This window comes from Cucumibacter marinus DSM 18995 (genome assembly GCF_000429865.1).
Taxonomy (GTDB): Bacteria; Pseudomonadota; Alphaproteobacteria; order Rhizobiales; family Devosiaceae; genus Cucumibacter; species Cucumibacter marinus.
Genome location: NZ_AUCR01000002.1, coordinates 412918 through 432268, shown reverse-complemented (window position 1 = coordinate 432268; position 19351 = coordinate 412918). Strand labels below are relative to the sequence as shown.

Annotated in this window: 19 protein-coding genes; 12 read left to right on the top strand and 7 right to left on the bottom strand. The window is 61.1% G+C overall.

Translation table 11 applies throughout. The annotated features are described in order from the left end of the window. Positions 1–73 precede the first annotated feature (73 nt). Complete coding sequence (locus G489_RS0105285; RefSeq protein ID WP_210162572.1) at positions 74–541, bottom strand: MAPEG family protein; 468 nt, start codon at positions 539–541, stop codon at positions 74–76. Positions 542–680: 139 nt separating this feature from the next. On the opposite strand from G489_RS0105285, the gene G489_RS0105280 reads away from it, so the two are divergent. The 4 genes from G489_RS0105280 to G489_RS0105265 all read left to right on the top strand — a co-directional run bounded on the left by G489_RS0105280 (position 681) and on the right by G489_RS0105265 (position 4707). After that, positions 681–1385: an SDR family oxidoreductase gene (locus G489_RS0105280; protein WP_029040661.1), complete on the top strand. Its 705-nt coding sequence runs from the start codon at positions 681–683 to the stop codon at positions 1383–1385. A gap of 94 nt (positions 1386–1479) precedes the next feature. Continuing rightward, on the top strand, positions 1480–1875 hold the full coding sequence (locus G489_RS0105275; protein ID WP_029040660.1) for a nuclear transport factor 2 family protein: 396 nt from the start codon (positions 1480–1482) through the stop codon (positions 1873–1875). Positions 1876–2054: 179 nt separating this feature from the next. Then, positions 2055–2816: a helix-turn-helix transcriptional regulator gene (locus tag G489_RS0105270; RefSeq protein ID WP_029040659.1), complete on the top strand. Its 762-nt coding sequence runs from the start codon at positions 2055–2057 to the stop codon at positions 2814–2816. A 211-nt stretch (positions 2817–3027) separates the two neighbouring features. Beyond that, positions 3028–4707, top strand: a complete 1680-nt coding sequence (locus tag G489_RS0105265) for a hypothetical protein (RefSeq protein WP_155889314.1) — start codon at positions 3028–3030, stop codon at positions 4705–4707. Positions 4708–4762: 55 nt separating this feature from the next. Here the strand turns inward: G489_RS0105265 and G489_RS0105260 are convergent, their stop codons facing one another. Next, on the bottom strand, positions 4763–5914 hold the full coding sequence (locus G489_RS0105260) for an AAA family ATPase (RefSeq protein WP_029040657.1): 1152 nt from the start codon (positions 5912–5914) through the stop codon (positions 4763–4765). Between the two features lie 251 nt (positions 5915–6165). Next, positions 6166–6789, bottom strand: coding sequence for a glutathione S-transferase family protein (locus G489_RS0105255; protein ID WP_029040656.1), 624 nt, complete (start codon positions 6787–6789; stop codon positions 6166–6168). 144 nt (positions 6790–6933) lie between these two features. Between G489_RS0105255 and G489_RS0105250 the strand changes: the two genes are divergently transcribed. Beyond that, positions 6934–7869, top strand: a complete 936-nt coding sequence (locus G489_RS0105250; protein ID WP_029040655.1) for a LysR substrate-binding domain-containing protein — start codon at positions 6934–6936, stop codon at positions 7867–7869. 267 nt (positions 7870–8136) lie between these two features. Beyond that, positions 8137–10773, top strand: a complete 2637-nt coding sequence (uvrB, locus tag G489_RS0105245) for an excinuclease ABC subunit UvrB (RefSeq protein WP_029040654.1) — start codon at positions 8137–8139, stop codon at positions 10771–10773. 652 nt (positions 10774–11425) lie between these two features. On the opposite strand, the gene G489_RS22200 is transcribed toward uvrB, so the two are convergent. Next, positions 11426–13198 (bottom strand): NACHT domain-containing protein, encoded by a 1773-nt coding sequence (locus G489_RS22200; protein WP_081691409.1) that lies wholly within the window; start codon positions 13196–13198, stop codon positions 11426–11428. A 442-nt stretch (positions 13199–13640) separates the two neighbouring features. On the opposite strand from G489_RS22200, the gene G489_RS0105235 reads away from it, so the two are divergent. The 3 genes from G489_RS0105235 (at position 13641) to G489_RS21615 (ending at position 16245) form a co-directional block, all read left to right on the top strand. Then, a complete protein-coding gene (locus tag G489_RS0105235) occupies positions 13641–14198 on the top strand; it encodes a hypothetical protein (protein ID WP_029040652.1) in 558 nt (185 codons plus the stop codon). A gap of 1038 nt (positions 14199–15236) precedes the next feature. Further along, complete coding sequence (locus G489_RS0105230) at positions 15237–15638, top strand: DUF2177 family protein (RefSeq protein ID WP_029040651.1); 402 nt, start codon at positions 15237–15239, stop codon at positions 15636–15638. 133 nt (positions 15639–15771) lie between these two features. Then, positions 15772–16245, top strand: a complete 474-nt coding sequence (locus tag G489_RS21615; RefSeq protein WP_051332325.1) for a cupredoxin domain-containing protein — start codon at positions 15772–15774, stop codon at positions 16243–16245. Between the two features lie 96 nt (positions 16246–16341). Here the strand turns inward: G489_RS21615 and G489_RS0105220 are convergent, their stop codons facing one another. Further along, positions 16342–16569: a hypothetical protein gene (locus G489_RS0105220; RefSeq protein WP_029040650.1), complete on the bottom strand. Its 228-nt coding sequence runs from the start codon at positions 16567–16569 to the stop codon at positions 16342–16344. A 110-nt stretch (positions 16570–16679) separates the two neighbouring features. Next, positions 16680–17126: a hypothetical protein gene (locus tag G489_RS0105215; protein ID WP_029040649.1), complete on the bottom strand. Its 447-nt coding sequence runs from the start codon at positions 17124–17126 to the stop codon at positions 16680–16682. Positions 17127–17300: 174 nt separating this feature from the next. Between G489_RS0105215 and G489_RS0105210 the strand changes: the two genes are divergently transcribed. Genes G489_RS0105210 through G489_RS0105200 form a run of 3 tightly spaced genes read left to right on the top strand, consistent with a single transcriptional unit; the run spans position 17301 to position 18339 of the window. Further along, on the top strand, positions 17301–17504 hold the full coding sequence (locus G489_RS0105210) for a dodecin family protein (protein ID WP_029040648.1): 204 nt from the start codon (positions 17301–17303) through the stop codon (positions 17502–17504). An 8-nt stretch (positions 17505–17512) separates the two neighbouring features. Next, a complete protein-coding gene (locus tag G489_RS0105205) occupies positions 17513–18121 on the top strand; it encodes a uracil-DNA glycosylase family protein (RefSeq protein WP_035871497.1) in 609 nt (202 codons plus the stop codon). An 8-nt stretch (positions 18122–18129) separates the two neighbouring features. Continuing rightward, complete coding sequence (locus G489_RS0105200; protein ID WP_029040646.1) at positions 18130–18339, top strand: hypothetical protein; 210 nt, start codon at positions 18130–18132, stop codon at positions 18337–18339. On the opposite strand, the gene G489_RS19165 is transcribed toward G489_RS0105200, so the two are convergent. Further along, a complete protein-coding gene (locus tag G489_RS19165; RefSeq protein ID WP_162142403.1) occupies positions 18296–19231 on the bottom strand; it encodes a DMT family transporter in 936 nt (311 codons plus the stop codon). The genes G489_RS0105200 and G489_RS19165 overlap by 44 nt on opposite strands. Positions 19232–19351: the final 120 nt, after the last annotated feature.

The window sequence follows — 19351 nt, the reverse complement described above, 5'->3', positions numbered from 1 at the left end:
AGATTGATCAAACCGGGCAAAACGCTAACCGAGGAAAAGGTCGGCGGCAACGCCATTGCCGCCGCCATGCTTGTCAAATCATGGACAGGGCCATCATCCCTATGCCCACGATCGCGACGGCCCAGAGCCCGGTCCTCAGATAAGGGATGCCGGCGAGATAAACCGGCCAGTAGATCAGCCGCGCCCAGAAAAACAGGGTCGCGCCCCAATTGGCCTGGGCATCACCCTGTCCGCTGAAATGCACCGCGGCAAAGACCGCGGTGAACAGCACCATGTTCTCGATCATGTTGGCGGCGGCTCGGTCGGCCCGTCTCGCAAGGCCGGTCGGCTCGTCCACATGCTCGCGATTGCCCATCATGGTGTTGAGCCCCTGCGGCGTCCAGGCGCGGTATTTGATCAACCCCGCGGCAAGCACCATCACGAATGTGAGCACTGCGCTCCACATCAATAGTGTCGGATCCGGCATCGTTCCCTCCAATTCCGGTTGAACGCGCCAATAATAGCCCTGTTCTTCACGCCCCGGCAGGCCTTTCGTCGGCATGCGCCAATTGTCCAGCCCGACACCCGAAAGGCTGGTCGCGGCATGTCGCGGGTGCGAATCTGGTGTCGCCCGGCATGGCCAACGCCACCTGTCCCGCTATAGGCTCGGCCCCAACCAGACCACCAGACCGGAGAAAATCATGAGCGAACAAAAGGTTGCCCTCATCACCGCAGGCGGCTCGGGCATGGGCGCAGACGCTGCGCGCCGCCTTGCAAGCGACGGGTTTCGCGTGGGCATTCTCTCATCGTCCGGCAAGGGCGAAGCGCTGGGCAAGGAACTCGGCGGTTTCGGCGTGACCGGCTCTAATCTCGAGCCCAGCGATCTCGAAACGCTGGTTGAGGGTGCCAGGCAGCGCTGGGGCCGGGTCGATGTGCTCGTCAATTCCGCCGGCCACGGCCCGAAGGGCCCCGTTCTCGAGATTACCGATGAGGATTGGCACAAAGGCCTCGATGTCTACCTCCTCAACGTCATCCGCCCCACGCGCCTCGTCACGCCGCTGATGCAGGCACAAGGCGGCGGCGCGATCATCAACATCTCGACCTTTGCCGTATTCGAGCCCGACCCGCTGTTTCCCACCTCGGGTGTCTTCCGCGCCGGGCTCGCCGCCTTCACCAAGCTGTTTGCCGATAAATATGCGCCCGACAATATCCGCATGAACAACGTCCTGCCGGGCTTCATCGACAGTCTGCCCGAGACCGAAGAGCGCCGCGCCCGTGTGCCCATGGGCCGCTATGGGCGCACCGAGGAGATCTCTTCTCTGATCGGTTGGCTCGCTTCGCCCGAAGGCGGCTACATGACCGGCCAGAACCTGCGCGTCGATGGCGGGCTTACCCGCTCGGTGTAACCCTCTACCGCGCCGAAAGGCCCTCAAATTGGCCTTTTCGGCACCAACCGGCCACAATCGGCGCTTCACCACGTCGTTGAGGGAGGGGAAGACCATGACGAACCCGGTTGAGGCCATCGAGAAAATGGCCGCCGACTACACAGCCGCCTGGAACTCCGGATCGGCCGAGGCGGTCGCCTCGTTCTATGCGGAGGACGGCGATATCATCATCAACAGGGGCGATCCCTGGAACGGCCGGTCCCGCGTCGCCGACATGGCCTCGGGCTTTTACGCGGATGTGCCCGACCTGTCGCTGACCTGCGACGATGTCCGGGCTTCGGGCAATCACGTCATCTATGTTTGGACATTCACCGGCCACGACGCCGGTTCCGGCAATCCGCTCCATATCCGCGGCTGGGAGGAGTGGGAGCTCGGCGACGATCTCAAGGTTAAATCCTCGCGCGGCTGGTTCGACGCTGAGGAATATGCCCGCCAGGCCGCAGGCCGATAGCCAACGGAGCCGCAGGCCGCAAAGAAAGAAGCCAAAGGCCAATAGCGGATCGCGCCGCGGACGGCTAGTTTTCGGGCGGGAGGCTCGAATCCCATCTGCCGTTCGGTGGACCCGGAGGCAACCTTGCACCACGAGCATGGCCGCATGAGCCCGCCGGGTTCGCGGCGCGGGGGAGTATCATGGACCAGCAGCTCTTCGACAGGCTTTTGAGCCGTCTCGAGTCAGCCGAGGGCACCGTCGCGCTGATTGCCGCTTTTGACTCCATCATCGCCGGATTTGGGGGCATCGGCTTCGTCGCCACAGCCTATCTGGCCAATGACAGCAGCCGGATGCTGCTCTACGCCTCGCAAAGAGAGCCCTTTGCCCGTCTGGATGCTGACAGTGCCTGGTGGGCAGACGATCCGATCATGGCTCGCTTGCATCAGGGTGTTGTCCGGCCCTTCAGCCATCAGGAGGCCTGGCGGAACCCTCTTCCCTCGGCGCAGCCACGCTGGGCGGCCCTGTCTGCCGCCGGCCTCGATCGGGGTGTCGTCTTCCCCACGTCGCGACCACCTTATGTCGGGGCAGTTCTGGTCTTTGCCGGCGCCTCGGATACGGACCTCGATACCCTGTCAGTCAACACACCGCTTCTCCACCTCCTTTGCACCTGTTTCCATGCTCATATTGTCGATTTCGCTCCCGAAACGGATATGGCCGGGGTCATCCGCAACACCCTGGCCACCCCCGATACTCATGGCCGCAAATACAAGCTATCGGCTCGCGAACGCGATTGCCTCCGTTGGCTGGCGCTGGGAAAGTCGGCCCGCGACATCGCCGATATTGAAGGGCTGAGCGTTCACACCGTACGTTCCTATCTCCGCTCCGCCATGGCCAAGCTCGATGCCTCGACCCAGCCCCAGGCCATCGCCCAGGCGCTCAAATACAAGGTAATCCGGATATGACATCCGCCCTTTCCGGTCGGGTTTTGCCCCCGCACAATTGTGCGGATTGTCCGCCGATCTCCATCCAATAGGCTCGCCTCAACCGTGCGAACGCACGGCCTGGGGGGATGCCATGCTTTTCAATCGACTGTTCACTCGACCGCCTGCCCTGGCGGCATTCGCAGGGCTGGCAATGGCAATGCTATGGATAACGCCGGCCCATGCAGCCCCGGTGAACATCAATATCTCGATCACCAATGACGATGATTGCGGCGGCGATGCCACAGGCTTCCGCATCAACCCGGGCGACACCGCGAACATCACGATCACCAACAATACCGGTCAGTCGAACAGCTTCGACGTACTCGGTTTGGGCATTGACGGAAACCAGACCAACATTTCGCTCGCTCCCGGGGAGTCGTTCTCCTTCAATTTCACCGCTGGCGGCAGCCATTTCGACGGCTTCGTCGATTGCTCTGATCTCGATAGCGGCGGCGGCGGCAGCGCCGATCCTGGCTCTGGCACCGACTATGTCACCGGCACCATTGCCCATGACGCCACGCGCAACTTCCCGGAGAATTACTTCGTCCGCAACCCGCTCAGAGACGACCCGCTGTTCGCCAATCAGCCTGTCGCCGACATGGTTTTTCGGGTCTTCCTGGCCTTCAAGGCCGTTGAACAGGCACAAGCAGAACTCGATGCGCTGGAGAAGGGCATAGCTGACGGTTCAATCCCTGAGGATGACTGGGCGCGTGGCGAACGCCAACGCCTCGAGGCGGAAATCGATAAGAACAGGCAATTCATCAACGACACCGAAAACCAGGGCCATTTGGATTTCGGCGGAGACCAGTTGCTGTACCTGTTGTTGATCCAGGACCAACTGGACGGCGTTGGCATGTCGCCCGACCTGCTGTCCAACTACGCACCGGCCGGATCCAACATCGCTGATGGTCCGTCTCACTCTCTGCCCGGCACCGCCTTCGCCTATTTCGATCCGACACCGACAGCCGATCAGGGCGATTTCGGCTTCCGCCATATCCAGCCGAATGGCTTCGAGAGCTGGCTCCAAGGCGACATAACTTGGGAAAGCGTCGACCGCCCGGTGGCCGGCCACAGCAGTCTGCGCGCCAATATCGCTGCCGGTTTTCTCGCTCCCGTCAACGAGAGAACGCGAATGGGTGCGGCTGTCCGCTTGGAGGCCTCGTCGCTCACCGCACCCGATCTCGACACCACTTCGGAGACCGTACTGGGCGGTGGCGCAATCTTCAGCGAATTCACGAGCGAAGGCGGGCTGATCTGGGACGTGATGCTGGGCTACGAGGCTGGCACCACAGGTATCGTGGAAGCGAGCACTGACACCGGTTTTGGCCACCGCACATTCATCGCCTCGACCGGCCTTGCCAAGGCTTTCGACCTCCCCGGGGACTGGCGTCTCGTCAAATCGGGCAGGCTGACCTACAGCCACACCAAACGCGATGCGCCCAGCGGGAGCGCGCTCGACAAGTCTTCGCCGTCCACATTCGATCTGGGACTTCTGATCCTTGAATCGACTGTCAGTCACCCTGTCCTGCTGGGTGATCTGGCCACCGGCCCCATTGGGCGGTTCGAAGGCACGATCGGGCTGGAATGGGCTATCCTGCAATCGGGTTTGCCCGCCTTCGCAGTGCCCGAGCTGACACTGACCAAGCAGGCAGCGCTCAATCTCAACTGGTCCGGAGGTCTGCAATCGCGCTTCGCCGGTAGCGTCGAATTCGGGTCAGACGGCACCCGCGGCCTTGGCCTGTCGGCCAGTCTTTCCCTGCCCCTCGGGCCGAAGGGCAACCCGGAAACACCGGTCCTCACCTTCACCGCGGGGCGGGAACCGGGCGATGCCCTCTCCGCCATCATGAGCCTCACTGGCCAGCTGCGGTAGAAATCGTGCTGGCCCCGCAGTCGAAGTGACCTGCCCGGATGGTGAACCGCCTTCCCTACCGGCTTGGCCAGGTCCAGCTTAATTCCTCGGCGCCCGGCACCAGCGTCTCACCGAGTTCCTTGACCAGTTCATGGTGCAGCGCGTCTTCAGCCAACAGTGCCTGCTTCAAGGCGTCGTCATGGGTCACGACGACCAACTGGCATTCCTTGGCTGCCCGCGCGATGAGGCGCGCAAGCGGCGCAAGCAGGTCAGGGTGCAGGCTGGTTTCGGGCTCGTTGAGCACGATCAGTTCAGGCGGTCGGGGCGTGAGCAGCGCAGCAACCAGCAGCAGATAGCGCAAGGTCCCGTCCGAGAGTTCGGCCGGGCCCAGGGCCCGCAGCAACCCATGCTGCCCCATCAGCAACTCGAACCGGCCATTATCAGACCGGACCTCCAGCGACGCACCGGGAAACGCATCCTCGATCGCTGCATTCAGTCCATCGGGATCGCCGATCTCGCGGATGGTCTGCAGCGCCGCCGGCAGATCGCCACCATCAGCCGAAAGCATCGGTGTGCGTGTGCCGACCCGGGTGCGGCGCGCGGGCGCCTCGGCATCGGTGCGGAAGTGATCATAAAACCGCCAGGATCGCATCCGTTCGCGCAGGTGTAACAGTTCAGGCAAACCCTTGGGGTCCGCCGCGTGCATCATCATGCTTTCGAAGGGTGGCATGGTGGCGGTGATCACCTCTCGATACCCCCTGGGATCGAGCGCCGTGACGCTCGGGCCCGCGCGTGAGGCGAACACATTGCGGCGGCTCAGCACGTCGCCAGCCCACACTGCTTCCGCCTTGATCTCGGGGTCGAGCATAAAAGCCCCAGCGGGAGGCTTCGGCATGCCGAGGTCAATCGCATAGCCGTAGTCTTCACTGGCGAAGCCGAGCTTGAGGCTGACACTGTCCTTCCGCCGCAAGCCCTCAACCGGTGCTTCGCCTTGCTTCAGCGCGCGGGAGAACTTCTCCGGCCCGGCCCAGAGCGTTGAGGTGAGTCCGCCTTCTGCAGCCAACGAGGCGATCACGCGGCCCTGGGCCACTTCAGCCAGAAGCCGCAAAGCCCTGTAAAAACTCGATTTTCCCGTCCCGTTGCGCCCGGTCACCAGGGTCAGCCGGTCGAGCGGCAGCACGAGATCGCGAATGGAGCGATAGCCGGAAATGGCAAGTGTATGCAGCAATTACAGCCCGGCAGACCGCCGTCCCTCAACTCAGCACAGAAGCGCCACCCTTGACGAGCGCCCGTCCCTGGTCAAGCCACCCCGTCGAGCCAGGCCAACCACGCTCCCCACCCGAACCGAGGATCGTTTCTCCCCCGCCCTCACCCTGAGGTGCAAGGCCCCCTGGGCCGAGCCTCGAAAGGCGAGGGCGAATGGTAAGCCAAGCCACCTAGGGTTCAGGCATTGACACACTGGGTTGGCCCTTCGGGAAGTCATTCACGATGCTGTGCCATCACCTTGCGATAACTTGGCCGGTCGGCGACCGCGCGGCAAACAGCGGCAATCCGCGGATTGGCGGCAAAAAGTGCATCGCGGTCCGCGGACCATTCCGTCAGCATGGTCAGATAGATATCGAGCGCCGAATAGCCCCGCGGCAGGAAATAGGGATCGCCGGAGATCGAACGGTCGATCATGGCGAAGAAATCCGCAAGATCGGCTTCAGCGCGCTGCCGCACCGTTTCGTTGGCGGCCTCGTCAAACGTGATCTGTTCGGGGTGCCAGGACCGGGTGAACAGCGGATAGCCATTGGCCGCCATCGCCGACAACCAGAACAGGAATACCGCCCGGTCATCGTCGCCGGGTTGCGGAACGATGTCCTGCTGGATGTGGCGCTCCCCGAGCACCAGCGTGATCGCCGCGGTCTCGCCAATCACCGTATCCTCGGGAAGCCTGAGCGCCGGAATACGGCGAACGGGATTGATGTCGGCATAGCCCGGCTGCCGATGTGCGCCCGACGCCATGTCGATCCAGACAGTGTCATAGGGAACGCCCATTTCCTCCATGATGACCTGCGGGGCTATCGCGCCCGACAACCGCTCCCAGTAAAGCGTGTACATGTGGCCTCCTTTCAGTTCGATACACTGGCTTATGAAACAAAATCTATTCCAAGGGGCGTGTTCGCAAACAGGATGCGTCACAAATCCGAGCCAGTCAGGTCAGTTTTCCTCGCCATGACAATAGAAAATCTTTAGTCTGGCGCCGTGAAGCTTTCCCACCTCAACGCCTTGCGCGCCTTCGAAGCGGTCATGCGCACCGGTTCTTTCAAGGCCGCCGCCGATGAGATCGGCGTGACCCCCGCCGCCGTGGGTCAGCAGATCCGGGGGCTTGAGGACTTCCTGTCACGCAAGCTGTTCCGGCGCACCGCCGGCGGCGCCGAGCCGACCGAGGAGGCCCTTCGCGTCAAGGCCGGGCTGACCGCCGGCTTCGCGGCCATCACCGAGGCGCTGACCGAGCTCAGAGACGAAAACTCGGGCCTGCGCATCGCGGTGACCCTGCCCGAATCCTTCGCCGAGAACTGGTTCACCCGCCGCGTTGCCGGGTTCTACAGCGACAATCCCCGCGCCGATTTGCGGCTCGAAGCAGCCAACCGGCGCGTCGATATCGCCGCGGAAGGGTTCGATTTCGCCATCCGCTACAGCGCGCCACCCGCCGACGGTCTCAGCGCCATCGATCTGTTCGGCGACGCCGTCCTGCCGCTTTGCACCCCGGGCTTTGCCCAGCGCCATGGCCTCTCGCCCAGCACGCGCTCTGTACTGGGCGTCCCCCTGGTCAGGCTCGAGAACCGCACGCCAGATCCGCAATGGGCAGACTGGGATACCTGGTGCCCGCATTTCGGCATGGCCTACGCCCTGCCCGAGACCGGCATGCGCTATTCCCGCATCAGCTCGGGCCTGCAGGCGGCCCTTGCCGGTCAGGGGCTGGTACTCTGCGGCATCACGGAAGCCTTCGATTCAATCGATCGGGGCCTGCTGCTGGCCCCGTTTGGCTATGAAAAGAACCTGCCCACCGCCTATCGCTACCGCCTGGTCAGCACCGCCGGTCGTCCCCTCTCTCCGCTCCAATCCCGCTTCCGCGATTGGCTTGCCGCCGAGGCGGAAAGCTTCGACGACGCGGTCTTGGCGCTGATTGCTACATGAACCACCACCCGCAACCGGCTCTTCCCAAGCCTCAACCTGAACTGCCCAAAACAAAGCCCTCACCCTGAGCCCTCATGGTGAGCTTGTCGAACCACGAAGGGCGAGGCGCGATACGAACAACACGCGCCTGTTCCCCTTTGGTTCCCGCCATGCTAGCCTGAATATCAAAGGCTCCTGACAGATTCTGACACACTCCTCCTTTAGGAGAAGGGTGCTCGTGCTTATGTCTCACGCGCCGACACCAAGGGTCACGCCAAAGGTCACATCATGGCTTCCGACAAGAAGAACCCCGCTAGCCAGCGCCCGTCCAAACCCGACTTTTCCATCGACGATTTCATCTCCGAGATCGAGAAGGCAGAGGATATCGAGGCGTCCAAGCCCCTGCCCCAGCAGCGCATGAAGAACAAGCGCCGGCTGGACCGGGAAGACGCGGAAGCGGCGAGAAAGGCCGAGGCCGAGCGCCTCGCCAAAGCAGCCAAGGCCGAAAAGGCGAAGAAAGCCAAGAAGGCCGGGCGCTCGGAAGCCACCGGCATGACGCTCAAGGCGCCGAAATCAAAGGCCAATGCCGTCGAGCGCCCGACCAACCTGCCCGGCTTCGAGGAACCGCCCCAGGCCGGCTTCGGCCACAAGCCGCAAGGCGAGCTCACCGCCCGCGATATCTCCCGCGCCGCCGCCAAGGATCCCGCGACCCTTGAGCAATTGCGCCGCGGCATCGCCAGCGCCGCCGATATCGCCTCCTCCCCCGGCGAAGGCTCGGGCGGGGTTTCCGCCACCGTCAAGGCACTCGAAAACCTCATCCAGTATGGCCGCAAGGAGGTCGAGGGCACAGAAGCCTGGAAGCCGCACCGCCCCGAACGCCCCGAAAAGCTCGAGGGCGGCAAGAATTTCGACCTCGTCACCGAATACGAGCCGCGCGGCGACCAGCCCACGGCAATCGCCGACCTTGTCGAGGGCATCGACAATGGCGAGACCGACCAGGTGCTGCTCGGCGTTACCGGTTCGGGCAAGACTTTCACCGTCGCCCAGACCATCGCCCGCACCCAGCGCCCGGCGCTGATCCTGGCGCCCAACAAGACCCTCGCCGCCCAGCTCTATGGCGAGTTCAAATCCTTCTTCCCCAACAATGCCGTCGAGTATTTCGTCTCCTATTACGACTACTACCAGCCCGAAGCCTACGTCCCGCGCACCGACACCTATATCGAGAAGGAATCGACCATCAACGAGCAGATCGACCGCATGCGTCATGCGGCGACCCGCGCCCTGATGGAGCGCGACGACGTCATCATCGTCGCCTCGGTCTCCTGCATTTACGGTATCGGCTCGGTCGAGGGTTATTCGGCCATGATCCTCGACCTCAAAAAGGGCCAGTCGATCAACCGCGACGAATTGCTCAAATCCCTCGTCGCGCTGCAATACAAGCGCAATGAAAGCGCCTTCGTGCGCGGCGCCTTCCGGGTGCGCGGCGACACCATCGAGCTTTTCCCCGCCCACTATGACAGCGCCGCCTGGCGCATCACCCTGTTCGGCAACGAGATCGAGGAAATCGTCGAGTTCGATCCCCTCACCGGCAAGAAGGCCGCCAATCTCAACTATGTCCGGGTCTACGCCAATTCGCACTATGTGACCCCGCGCCCGACCCTCATCCAGGCGGTCAAGGACATCAAGCTCGAGCTCGCCGCCCGCCTGCAGGAGCTCAACGGCATGGGCCGCTTCCTCGAGGCCCAGCGCCTCGAACAGCGCACCCTGTTCGACATCGAGATGATCGAGGCCACCGGCTCCTGCGCCGGCATCGAGAACTATTCGCGCTATCTCACCGGCCGCCTGCCGGGCGAGCCGCCCCCGACCCTGTTCGAATACCTGCCCGACGATGCGCTGGTCTTCGTCGACGAAAGCCATGTCACCATCGGCCAGCTCGGCGCCATGTATCGCGGCGACTTCCGCCGCAAGGCGACGCTGGCCGAATATGGCTTCCGCCTGCCCTCCTGCATGGACAACCGCCCGCTTCGCTTCGAGGAGTGGAACGCCATGCGCCCGCAATCGGTCTATGTCTCGGCCACCCCCGGCGCCTGGGAGATGGAGCAGACCAATGGCGTCTTCGCCGAACAGGTCATCCGCCCCACCGGGCTCATGGACCCGCCGGTCGAGATCCGCCCCGCCAAGGACCAGGTCGACGATGTCATCGACGCCGTCCGCCAGACCGCCAAGGCCGGCTACCGCACGCTCCTCACCGTCCTCACCAAGAAGATGGCCGAGGATCTGACCGAATACATGCACGAACAGGGCATCCGCGTGCGCTACATGCACTCCGATGTCGACACCGTCGAGCGCATCGAGATCATCCGCGATCTGCGGCTTGGCGCGTTCGACGTGCTGGTCGGCATCAACCTTCTGCGCGAGGGCCTCGACATTCCCGAATGCGCGCTCGTCGCCATTCTCGATGCCGACAAGGAAGGGTTCCTGCGCTCGGAAACCTCATTGATCCAGACCATTGGCCGCGCCGCGCGTAACGCCGATGGCAAGGTGATCCTTTACGCCGACCGCGTCACCGGCTCCATGGAGCGGGCGATGGCCGAGACCAACCGCCGCCGCGAAAAGCAGCTCGCCTATAATCAGGAACACGGCATCACGCCGGAAACGGTCAAATCCAACATCAAGAACATCATGGAAAGCGTCTATGAGGGCGACCATGTGACCGTGAAAACCGGCATCGGCGGCAAGGCCGGCCGCGGCGGCACCGATGTGCATGTGGGCGACAACCTCGCCGCCACCATCAAGGACCTCGAATCCCGCATGCGCGACGCCGCCACCAACCTCGAGTTCGAGGAGGCGGCAAGACTTCGCGACGAGGTCAAACGGCTAAAGGAAATGGAACTGGATACGCTGGAAAGTCACCTGGGCGAGTAGCTGCCACATACTCGACGTCATCCCGGGCTTGACCCGGGATCCACTCGCATCAGCAACAAGGCAAAACGCCAGCGCCTTTCATCCCAGCGCCCGCGATTGGACCCCGGTTTTCACCGGGGTGACGCCCGTTCTTTGGGGATGCAGTGCCCCACCCTCGCGCCGTCCCGGACTTGATCCGGGACCTCGTTCCCCCTGGCACCGACCACACCTCTCCCTTTGGGGGAGTGAGAAACGGTGCCGCAGGCATGATTTGATCCGGTGGATCAAATCAAGTGCACGAACGCCCTGAAAGCTACGCTTGAAGGGCAGCCAGGTTTCGAACGCCGGGAAGTTGCCTAGGGCAACGGGATCCCCGGCCAGCAAGCGAACCCTCATCCTGAGCCTGTCGAAGGGCGAGGGTGAGCCTTATACACAAACTCCCTCATCATTCCCGACCAGCCTGCCGGCATCCTCCCTCGTCATTGCCCGGTTTATCCGGGCAATCCAAAAAAGGCGAACACCGTCTGTTGATGAGTGGACCCCCGAACAAGTCGGGTGGTGACGCTGTGGGGGCGAAACGAGCGGCGCCACCTCCTCGCGCCGTCCCGGGCCTGACACGAGATCACATGCCGTAGTCAAATAGAAAATTACGCTTCGAGCTGTTCATTCCAGCTCAAGATCGGGAAGCTTTTCCCAAAAGTGCTAACTTTGCAGCGGCCTCTTGTTCCACACGCTGTTTCATAGCCTCTATTTTTGAAAGAATATTAGACAGGTCTTTCGAGAATACCCTCCAGTCACCCACCATTTCCCGCTGCATATTCATTGCCTGAATAAGCTGCGGCTTGGAAGACCATAGCGCATCCCATCGAGCACGTAGCAAATCATCTCCCGGCTCAAGATCATACAGCGCCCTAACTATACGTACTGCGAGACTAATACGACTACTCTTAGAATTTGCTACAACACCAAATTTCGATGCATACTCGACAAGCCTATGTGATCCGTCATCGATACCTTCAATCTCTGATAGTATTGGAAGTAACCAAATATTTTCAACGAGTGTTCTTTTTATAGAATGCGCAATAAATATGACATTATCTGTCTCAAATCTTCTCGCCACGAGATCTAAAATTTCCGCAGGACTTTCATTCATACATTCACAAATATATACCGCCGCGAAAAATTCCTGAAAACTCCGATGTATAAACTTAAAGTAATCACCGTCCTCTACGATCAAACATGTCGATATAGTCATATCCTTAAAGAACAATTCGAACTCAACATCCAGACCAGCCAACCCACACGCGGCCTGGTAATGCTCCCGAAACTTCCGATCGGTAAACGAAAAATCCTGACCTAGGTACGAAGATATCGAGAAAGTAGCAACTAATTTTCTGAAATCATGAAGTTCTAAACCAGTGTATTTCTGTCTTTCGAAGCCATTCTTACGTGCATCATGCTTTCGCCAAAGTACGCCTAAAACATCATCAAAAAACTCATGCTTTTTGCTAGATATTGCACCAATTTCACCAAATGTTATTAGCATAACAATTACCAGAAGCGGTATTTCCAAAAATTCTCTATGAGTATAAAATAACGATTCCCGCAATTGAGTTTTAAAGTTATCCTTTATTGAATCGTCAATATTTTGGACTGAAACAAGCTCCTGGACTCTGTCGATATCGAAAGGTGACATCTTCATAATCTCAAAATGAGACCACGAATAGACCTCATGCTGAGGTCGACCGGTTACCAGAATTGGACATTTTCCAAATTTTTTGGAAAATTTATCTATCTCAATTGAATAATGAGATTGAATATTCCATTTTAGCTCGTCAAATCCATCCAAAAGGACAGCAAATAATCCATTCTCAAGACCATCGTGCACTTGAGCTAATGATATACTACAGCCATGATCTTCAAATTCTTTTTGAATAATATTGGATATATCTGTTAGCTTAATATTATTCGAGTTTCTCAACTCAATTAGTACAGGTATCCTATCGATGTCTGATTTACATATTTGAATATAGATGTGCCGCAGCAAAAACGACTTTCCAGCCCCAGCTCTGCCTTGGACAAATATGGCTCTGGCCCTTCGATGCGATTCTAGTTGTAGTTTGCCCTGAGGAACGGTTGGTTGGCCATCTTTTCTCTCTAAAAGATCACGTATCACATCTGCTTCGGTTGATAGCGACTCTCCGTTTAAGACAAAATTTCTAACATATATGTCCTCAATTGGCACTGTGTGCAAATCATTAGGTATGTTTCTAACAATACTACACCATGTATATTTATTTTCTATGTAAATCGAAAAAGTTTTTTCTAACGAATTCCTATACGACGCCCACTTCTTTGATATTTCCGCTCCAACGATACTTAGGAATTTGTCGAGCGCTCTTTGCGAGAGTTTGGTACCGAGTTGTTTTTCGTCAATCAGGTCCATTACCGCCTCCGGTCTTCAAGCCTTTAATTTTAGCACAATGGAAATAGTCGTCAAACAAACCCCATCTGATATGACGGCGTTTTGCTGAGTAATTGCCCCCTATTATTCAACGATCGCTTATCGCCATTTGGTGATAGCGAAGCACCTATATGCACCGAACCACTTCACGACATAAGGTCTTGGTCAGGTGCCGTATACACCCGATCATTGTGAGACCTGCTGCCGCGGTTATAGGCGCCGGGCGCCGACATTGCCGCCCTTCCTGCGCGGCGAGGCCTCACGCCTCCGCCACTCGAGCGTAGCTCTCATGGCTTTCTCGGCTTCAATCGATCCACCGGATCGATTGATGAAACGCCTCGAAATCCCCGCCCCTCCCCACAAGCCCCATACTCTCCTGTTGACCCAAGCCGCCTCACCGGCGGCGCTGAGACAGGAGAGAGCCATGCCCGATCATCGCGAGACCCCAGATCACCGCGAAGCCTATGAGACCCTGATGGCGCGGGTGGAGGCGCTGGGCGCCGACATCGCCGCCCCTGCCCGCGCGGCGAAGCCCGTGCCCGTGCCGCCCGAAACCCTCAAGCTGGCGCAGCGCCTGTTGCGGGAGGTGACGCGAGCCGTCAGATCCGGCAGTGGTGGCCGCCAGTCCCTCCCCCGCCAGTCTCTCCCCCGCCTCGCCCCGGACGCCGATTACCCCATGCTCGCTGTCACCCTCGGCCAGGCCCGCGCGGCGCTCGCGCGCCATGGGGCGGCCAGGGGCTATGACAAGCCGGCCGAACCCGCCTCCGAATTCGAGAACATGGCGGAGCTGCGCGCCCGCCTCATCCGCCGGATCGACGAGCACATCGACGAGGGCGTCACCGCCGGGCTTGCCGAGGCCATCCGCCTCGCCCTGCCCCTTATCAAGCGCGGTGAAACCCCGGATATCGAGGCCATAACCGCCGCCGCCATCGCCAGCACCCGGCACGACTGGCGCGGTGCGGACCGCGTGCCGGCGAAGTGAAACACAGCCCGTGCGGGGCGGCCCGGTAGGATGCACCCTCAAGCCCTCACCCTGAGGTGCGAGGTGAAACCGAGCCTCGAAGGGCGAGGGCGTCCTTCGAGGGTCGCGCCGGTGGCGCTCCCGCCTCAGGATGAGGTTTGAGGTTGGGATGGCGCTCCGCCAACGAAACTTATCCCCGCCCTCTCGAACCCAATTATCCTTTGTGAACGGTCCCGCAAACAGGGCGCGGATGCATACGAGCTCCGGCGGGAGGTTGGCAGGAAAAGTGTGAAGCGGTGTTCGCGGGGCGCGGCCCTTCGGGTCCGGTTCGCCAACCGACCAACTTCATAGACCGGTCCGGGTCCGATGGAGGTCGCTCCAGCGGAGGCCAAAACTGCGCCGGAGCCGGCTGCCGTTACGGCGGCGGTGTACTCTCGAAAGAGAGCGGGGATTGACCCCAGCCCGTTGACGCAGTCCAAGCCCAAAACCCCGGATGAGTGGGACGCGGTGTGCCTCGCTTTTACTAGTTTCGGATGAGACGTTCCGCGTCCCACTCCCGCTCTTTCGCAAACCCCGGAGGCAACAGCCTGCCGGGCCTGTTGGGATGCCTGATCGAAACAAGGAAGCAGCGAATGGAGGAAAGCGATGCCCCACATATCTTCGTCATGCTCGGGCAGCCTGCCGGCGTGAGGCAGTCAGACTCGCGAGAATCCATGATGAGATGCCACGCGGGAACCGCTCGTCACTAGTTAGTACCGCCGAACCACATGCGATGCCTCATGGACCCTCGGGTCAAGCCCGAGGGTGACGATGAAATCGGGGCTGCACTGTGCCAAGAGTTCACCCCCACCCTCTCCGCCTCACTCTGAGGTGCGAGGCGATCCTGAGCTTGTCGAAGGGCGAGCCTCGAAGGGAGAGGGCGACAAAACCACCCCTACAAATCCGATTTCCACCCTCGCGCGTAACACCCTTAACGCCAAGACACACATGGCAAGACACACACGGCAAGTCACACACGGCCCGACCGAGCGGCCAAAGCAAAGGGCAAAGGCAGGCAACATGACCAAATATCTGGTGCTCTATATCGGCAGTGCGATCGTGTTTTTCGCCGCCGATTTCGTCTGGCTCTCTACCATGAGCAAGGCCTTCTACCGGCCCCAGATCGGCTCGCTCCTGCTCGACAATCCCAATCTGGCGGTGGCGGGGCTGTTCTACTTGGCCTATCTGGTCGGCCTCACCATCCTGGTGACCGCCCCGGCGGGCAACGACATTCTGCGCGCAGCGCTGCTGGGCGCGGTTCTCGGCTTCGTCGCCTATGGCACCTATGACCTCACCAACCTTTCGACCATGCGCGGCTTCACCCCCGCCGTCGCCATTGTCGATATCGCCTGGGGCACGGCGCTCACCGCCGCGTCGGCCGCCGCGGGCGTATGGTTTGCCCGGCTGGCCAATCTGGTCTAGCCGGCATCGGCCGCCGGGCTCAGCCCCCTACCCCTCATTCTCGGGGCCCGGCGGCCACCCCCTTCGCTGACACGAATTAGCCTTGTTCAGGTTGAAAACTGCGTGGCGCGTTCAAGCAGAAGGGAATAATGCCATGGACCGCCGACATTTTCTGACCCTCATCCCCGTCGCCGCGAGCCCGTTTGTGCTCGCCGCCTGCGACAATTCCGGCTCCAACAATCAGGCCGACCCCGAGCCCGAGGCCGAGACCCCGGCACCGGTTGAAGAACAGCCCGCCGAAGAACCCGCGATGGAGGAGATGGAAGCCGAACCCGCGCCGCAGGAAGAGCCTGCGCCTGAGGAAGAGGCGACAGGCGGCACGGTGCATGAGGTTTCGATTGCCAATTTCGCCTTTGCCCCGGCCAGCCTGACCGTCGCGGTCGGCGATACGGTGCGCTTCACCAACAATGACAGCGCCCCCCACACTGCGACCGCCGATGGCGGTGCCTTCGATACCGGGCGCCTCTCGGGCGGAGATGTGGGCGAGATCGTTATCACCGAGGCTGGCAGCTACCCCTATCATTGCGAGATCCACAGCTCGATGAAGGGGACGATCACCGCCGAGTAATCGGGAGCGTGTCCAGGAAAAGTGTCATGCGGTTTTCCGGTTCGGACACGCGACCACGACGCAAACAGGTTCCGGCGGGATATCTGGCTGACGGGCTCAGTGGGTAATATCGAGCCCGTCGGTCGAAAACAGGTGCTCGGGAAAGTCCGGCTCCACTGGAGCGGCATCCGCCTTTTCCTGCTTGAGATGGGCGATCGCCAGCATGGCGGCGATCAGATCGTCGATTTCGGGATTGTCCGGCCGGCGCTTGATTTCCGGCACCTCGGTGGGCAGCGCCTCTGCGGCGAGCATCAGGGCAGTGATGTCACGGGCGATATGGGTCATTGTCTCCTCCTCGCGTTTCAGCGTTGAGAAAGAGCATGCCCCACCCCGCTTGAACCGGTACTGGGCGGGCGGTTCATCTGCCGTTCAGCGGAAAAGCAGGGAAGCCAGGGTCAGTCGATCCGCAATTGCCGTGTGTCGAGCCCCAGCTTGAGGAACTCCCGGCGCGTATAGCGCTTGAGCACCTCGTTGACCCCGAAAAGGGTCGCGCCGCAGGCCAGGCTGGCGATCGCCAGCCCCAGCGGGCCGTTCTGGGTCAGGAAGTAGATGCACACCGCCGCCGCGGGGATGACCCCGAAGGCGATCATCCGGCGCCGGGCCCGGGTCTTGTTGCGGAAGATGCGGATGTTCTGGGCCACATGGTCCTTCATTTCCGCCGGGGTCATGTGCTGGAAATAGCCGGTCGCGTCCGCCCTGCGCAGCCGGTCGGTATAGGCGATGGCCCGTTCGCGCACGGCCTTGTCGAGCGCCTTGGTCTTGTCCCGCTGTTCGAGAAAGCCCACACCGCCGATCAGCGCTACCGCCACCAGCCCCACGACAAGCAGAATGCCTAAACCCAAGATCGATCCTCCATTGCTGCCCCTGAGATATGGTGTCCGGGCCTTCCCCGCAACCCGTTGCCGGATTTGGAACTTCCCGCAAAGGCTGGCATTGTTCTGTCGCGGCATTCGCCGCACCGACGCTTTGCCACTCTGCGCCGGCCCTTCCCCGTTGCGGCACAAAAGGAGGACATCATGTCCGTCGCCCGTGTTACCGAGATTATCGCCAGCTCGCCCCAGAGCTTCGAGGATGCCATCCACAAGGGCATCGAACGCGCCACCGAGACGCTCAAGAACATCGAGGGTGCCTGGGTGCAGGACCAGAAGGTCGTTGTTAAGGACGACAAGATCATCGAGTATCGCGTCAACCTCAAGGTCACCTTCGTTCTCAACGACTAGCAAAAACGATGCCTGACGCCGACTTGCCCGACGCGGCTCTGGCCGAGATCAAGCGCGAGATCCGCGCCTGCACTCATTGTTCCGCCCACCTGCCTCTCGGCCCCCGGCCGGTCGTGCGTGGCGAAGCGCAAGCGCGGGTGATGATCATCGGCCAGGCGCCGGGTACGCGGGTGCATGAATCCGGCGTGCCATGGAACGACGCCAGCGGCGAGCGCCTGCGCGACTGGCTTCAGATGGACACGGACACCTTCTACGACGAAGGCAGGATTGCCATCATGCCCATGGGATTTTGCTACCCGGGCGTCAACGACAAGGGCGGCGACCTGCCGCCCCGCCCCGAATGTGCCCCGCTCTGGCATGAGCGAATGATGGCGGGCTTCCCGGGCCTCGATCTCGTGCTGCTGGTGGGGCAATACGCCCAGAAGCGGTATCTGGGTTCGCGCCGTCACAAGACCCTGACAGCGACCGTTGCCGCCTGGCGTGATTATTTACCGGATTATTTTGTCCTCCCCCACCCGAGCTGGCGTACCCTCGGCTGGCAAAAGAAAAACCCCTGGTTCGAAGCCGAGCTTCTCCCCGCCTTGCGCAACCGCATTGCGGACCTGACCAAAGGATAGGCATTCGCATGAATCTCTGGCGCTCCGCCCACATGTTCGCCCTGATGGCCGCCGTCCTCACCATTGTGGGGTTCGGCCCGCTCCTGTTGGCAATCTATGTGTTCCCCGGCCTGCTCGGCCCGATTCCGATCCTTCTCGCTTATGGCGTCGGCCCGCTCGGGCTGATCATCGCCCTCATGGCGCTGGGGTTTTATCTCTGGGCATTTCTGCGGCGCTGACCTGCTGCCGGGTCGTCGCTTCCCCCGCCGAGGCGGCAAACATGGCCGGCGTCACAGCCCGCGCCTTCACCCGCTCGCGCCAGGTCACGGTCAGCCCTGCCGCAATGATGATCGTGGCGCCCACAAGCGAAATCGGATCGATCCCCACCCCGAAAAAGATCAGTGACATCAGAATCGCCCAGGGCAGCATCAAAAAGTTGAACGGCTGCAGCAGGCTTGCCGGCGCAAAATGCAGCGAACGCATCATCAGAAAGTGCCCGAGAGCCGTCGAAACCCAGGTGATCGCGATCAGCCCCCAGGCCTCAAGCGTCAGCGGCACCCAGTAGAAGATGCCGATGGCGCCCGACACCACCAGCCCCACCACGCCCGCATAGAGCATCGCCGTCGCCGTGCTGTCGTCCCGTGCGGTCAATCGCGTGAGCACATTGTAGAGCGCGAACACCACCGCCGCGGCGAGACCATAGACCAGCCCGATATCGAATTCGCCGAAGCCCGGCCGCAGAATGATCAGCGAGCCGACAAACCCGGCAAACACCGCCCCCCAGCGGAACGGACCGATCGTCTCCCCGAGAAGCGGGATCGAGAACACGGTCACAAGGATCGGGAACAGCAACAGGACCGCGTGCAGTTCACCCAGCGGCAGCGTCTGCACCGCCAGCGCGAACAACAGCACGTCGGCGATCAGCAATGCCCCGCGCAGCACATGCACCAGCGGCCGCCTGGCGCGGAAGGCATGGCGCAGCTTGCCCTGCCGCATGACGAGAAACAGCGCAAAGGCGGCGAACGACCAATAGCGGATCATCACGATCTGGGCCGGCGCATAGTCCTGCACCAGGATCTTGCCGGCCACATCCTGCCCGCCGAACACCATGATCGCCATGAGGGCGAGCATGATTCCGCGTCCATTGCTGTTTCCGTTCGCCGCCGTTTCCCCGGCCATCATTCTCTCCAAAAAGCATCGGCGCCCCGGTCCGGCTGGATCGGAGCGCCAGTTCGCAGCGTGGATGAAACC

Excerpts from the sequence above, each read along its gene's own strand:
- G489_RS0105270 (WP_029040659.1), top strand. The coding sequence starts at position 2,055 with ATGGACCAGCAGCTCTTCGACAGGCTTTTGAGCCGTCTCGAGTCAGCC.
- G489_RS0105280 (WP_029040661.1), top strand. The coding sequence starts at position 681 with ATGAGCGAACAAAAGGTTGCCCTCATCACCGCAGGCGGCTCGGGCATG.
- G489_RS0105205 (WP_035871497.1), top strand. The coding sequence starts at position 17,513 with ATGCCTGACGCCGACTTGCCCGACGCGGCTCTGGCCGAGATCAAGCGC.
- G489_RS0105235 (WP_029040652.1), top strand. The coding sequence starts at position 13,641 with ATGCCCGATCATCGCGAGACCCCAGATCACCGCGAAGCCTATGAGACC.
- G489_RS0105210 (WP_029040648.1), top strand. The coding sequence starts at position 17,301 with ATGTCCGTCGCCCGTGTTACCGAGATTATCGCCAGCTCGCCCCAGAGC.
- G489_RS22200 (WP_081691409.1), bottom strand. The coding sequence starts at position 13,198 with ATGGACCTGATTGACGAAAAACAACTCGGTACCAAACTCTCGCAAAGA.
- G489_RS19165 (WP_162142403.1), bottom strand. The coding sequence starts at position 19,231 with ATGCTCGCCCTCATGGCGATCATGGTGTTCGGCGGGCAGGATGTGGCC.
- G489_RS0105255 (WP_029040656.1), bottom strand. The coding sequence starts at position 6,789 with ATGTACACGCTTTACTGGGAGCGGTTGTCGGGCGCGATAGCCCCGCAG.
- G489_RS21615 (WP_051332325.1), top strand. The coding sequence starts at position 15,772 with ATGGACCGCCGACATTTTCTGACCCTCATCCCCGTCGCCGCGAGCCCG.
- G489_RS0105200 (WP_029040646.1), top strand. The coding sequence starts at position 18,130 with ATGAATCTCTGGCGCTCCGCCCACATGTTCGCCCTGATGGCCGCCGTC.
- G489_RS0105230 (WP_029040651.1), top strand. The coding sequence starts at position 15,237 with ATGACCAAATATCTGGTGCTCTATATCGGCAGTGCGATCGTGTTTTTC.
- G489_RS0105285 (WP_210162572.1), bottom strand. The coding sequence starts at position 541 with ATGCCGACGAAAGGCCTGCCGGGGCGTGAAGAACAGGGCTATTATTGG.
- G489_RS0105220 (WP_029040650.1), bottom strand. The coding sequence starts at position 16,569 with ATGACCCATATCGCCCGTGACATCACTGCCCTGATGCTCGCCGCAGAG.
- uvrB (WP_029040654.1), top strand. The coding sequence starts at position 8,137 with ATGGCTTCCGACAAGAAGAACCCCGCTAGCCAGCGCCCGTCCAAACCC.
- G489_RS0105275 (WP_029040660.1), top strand. The coding sequence starts at position 1,480 with ATGACGAACCCGGTTGAGGCCATCGAGAAAATGGCCGCCGACTACACA.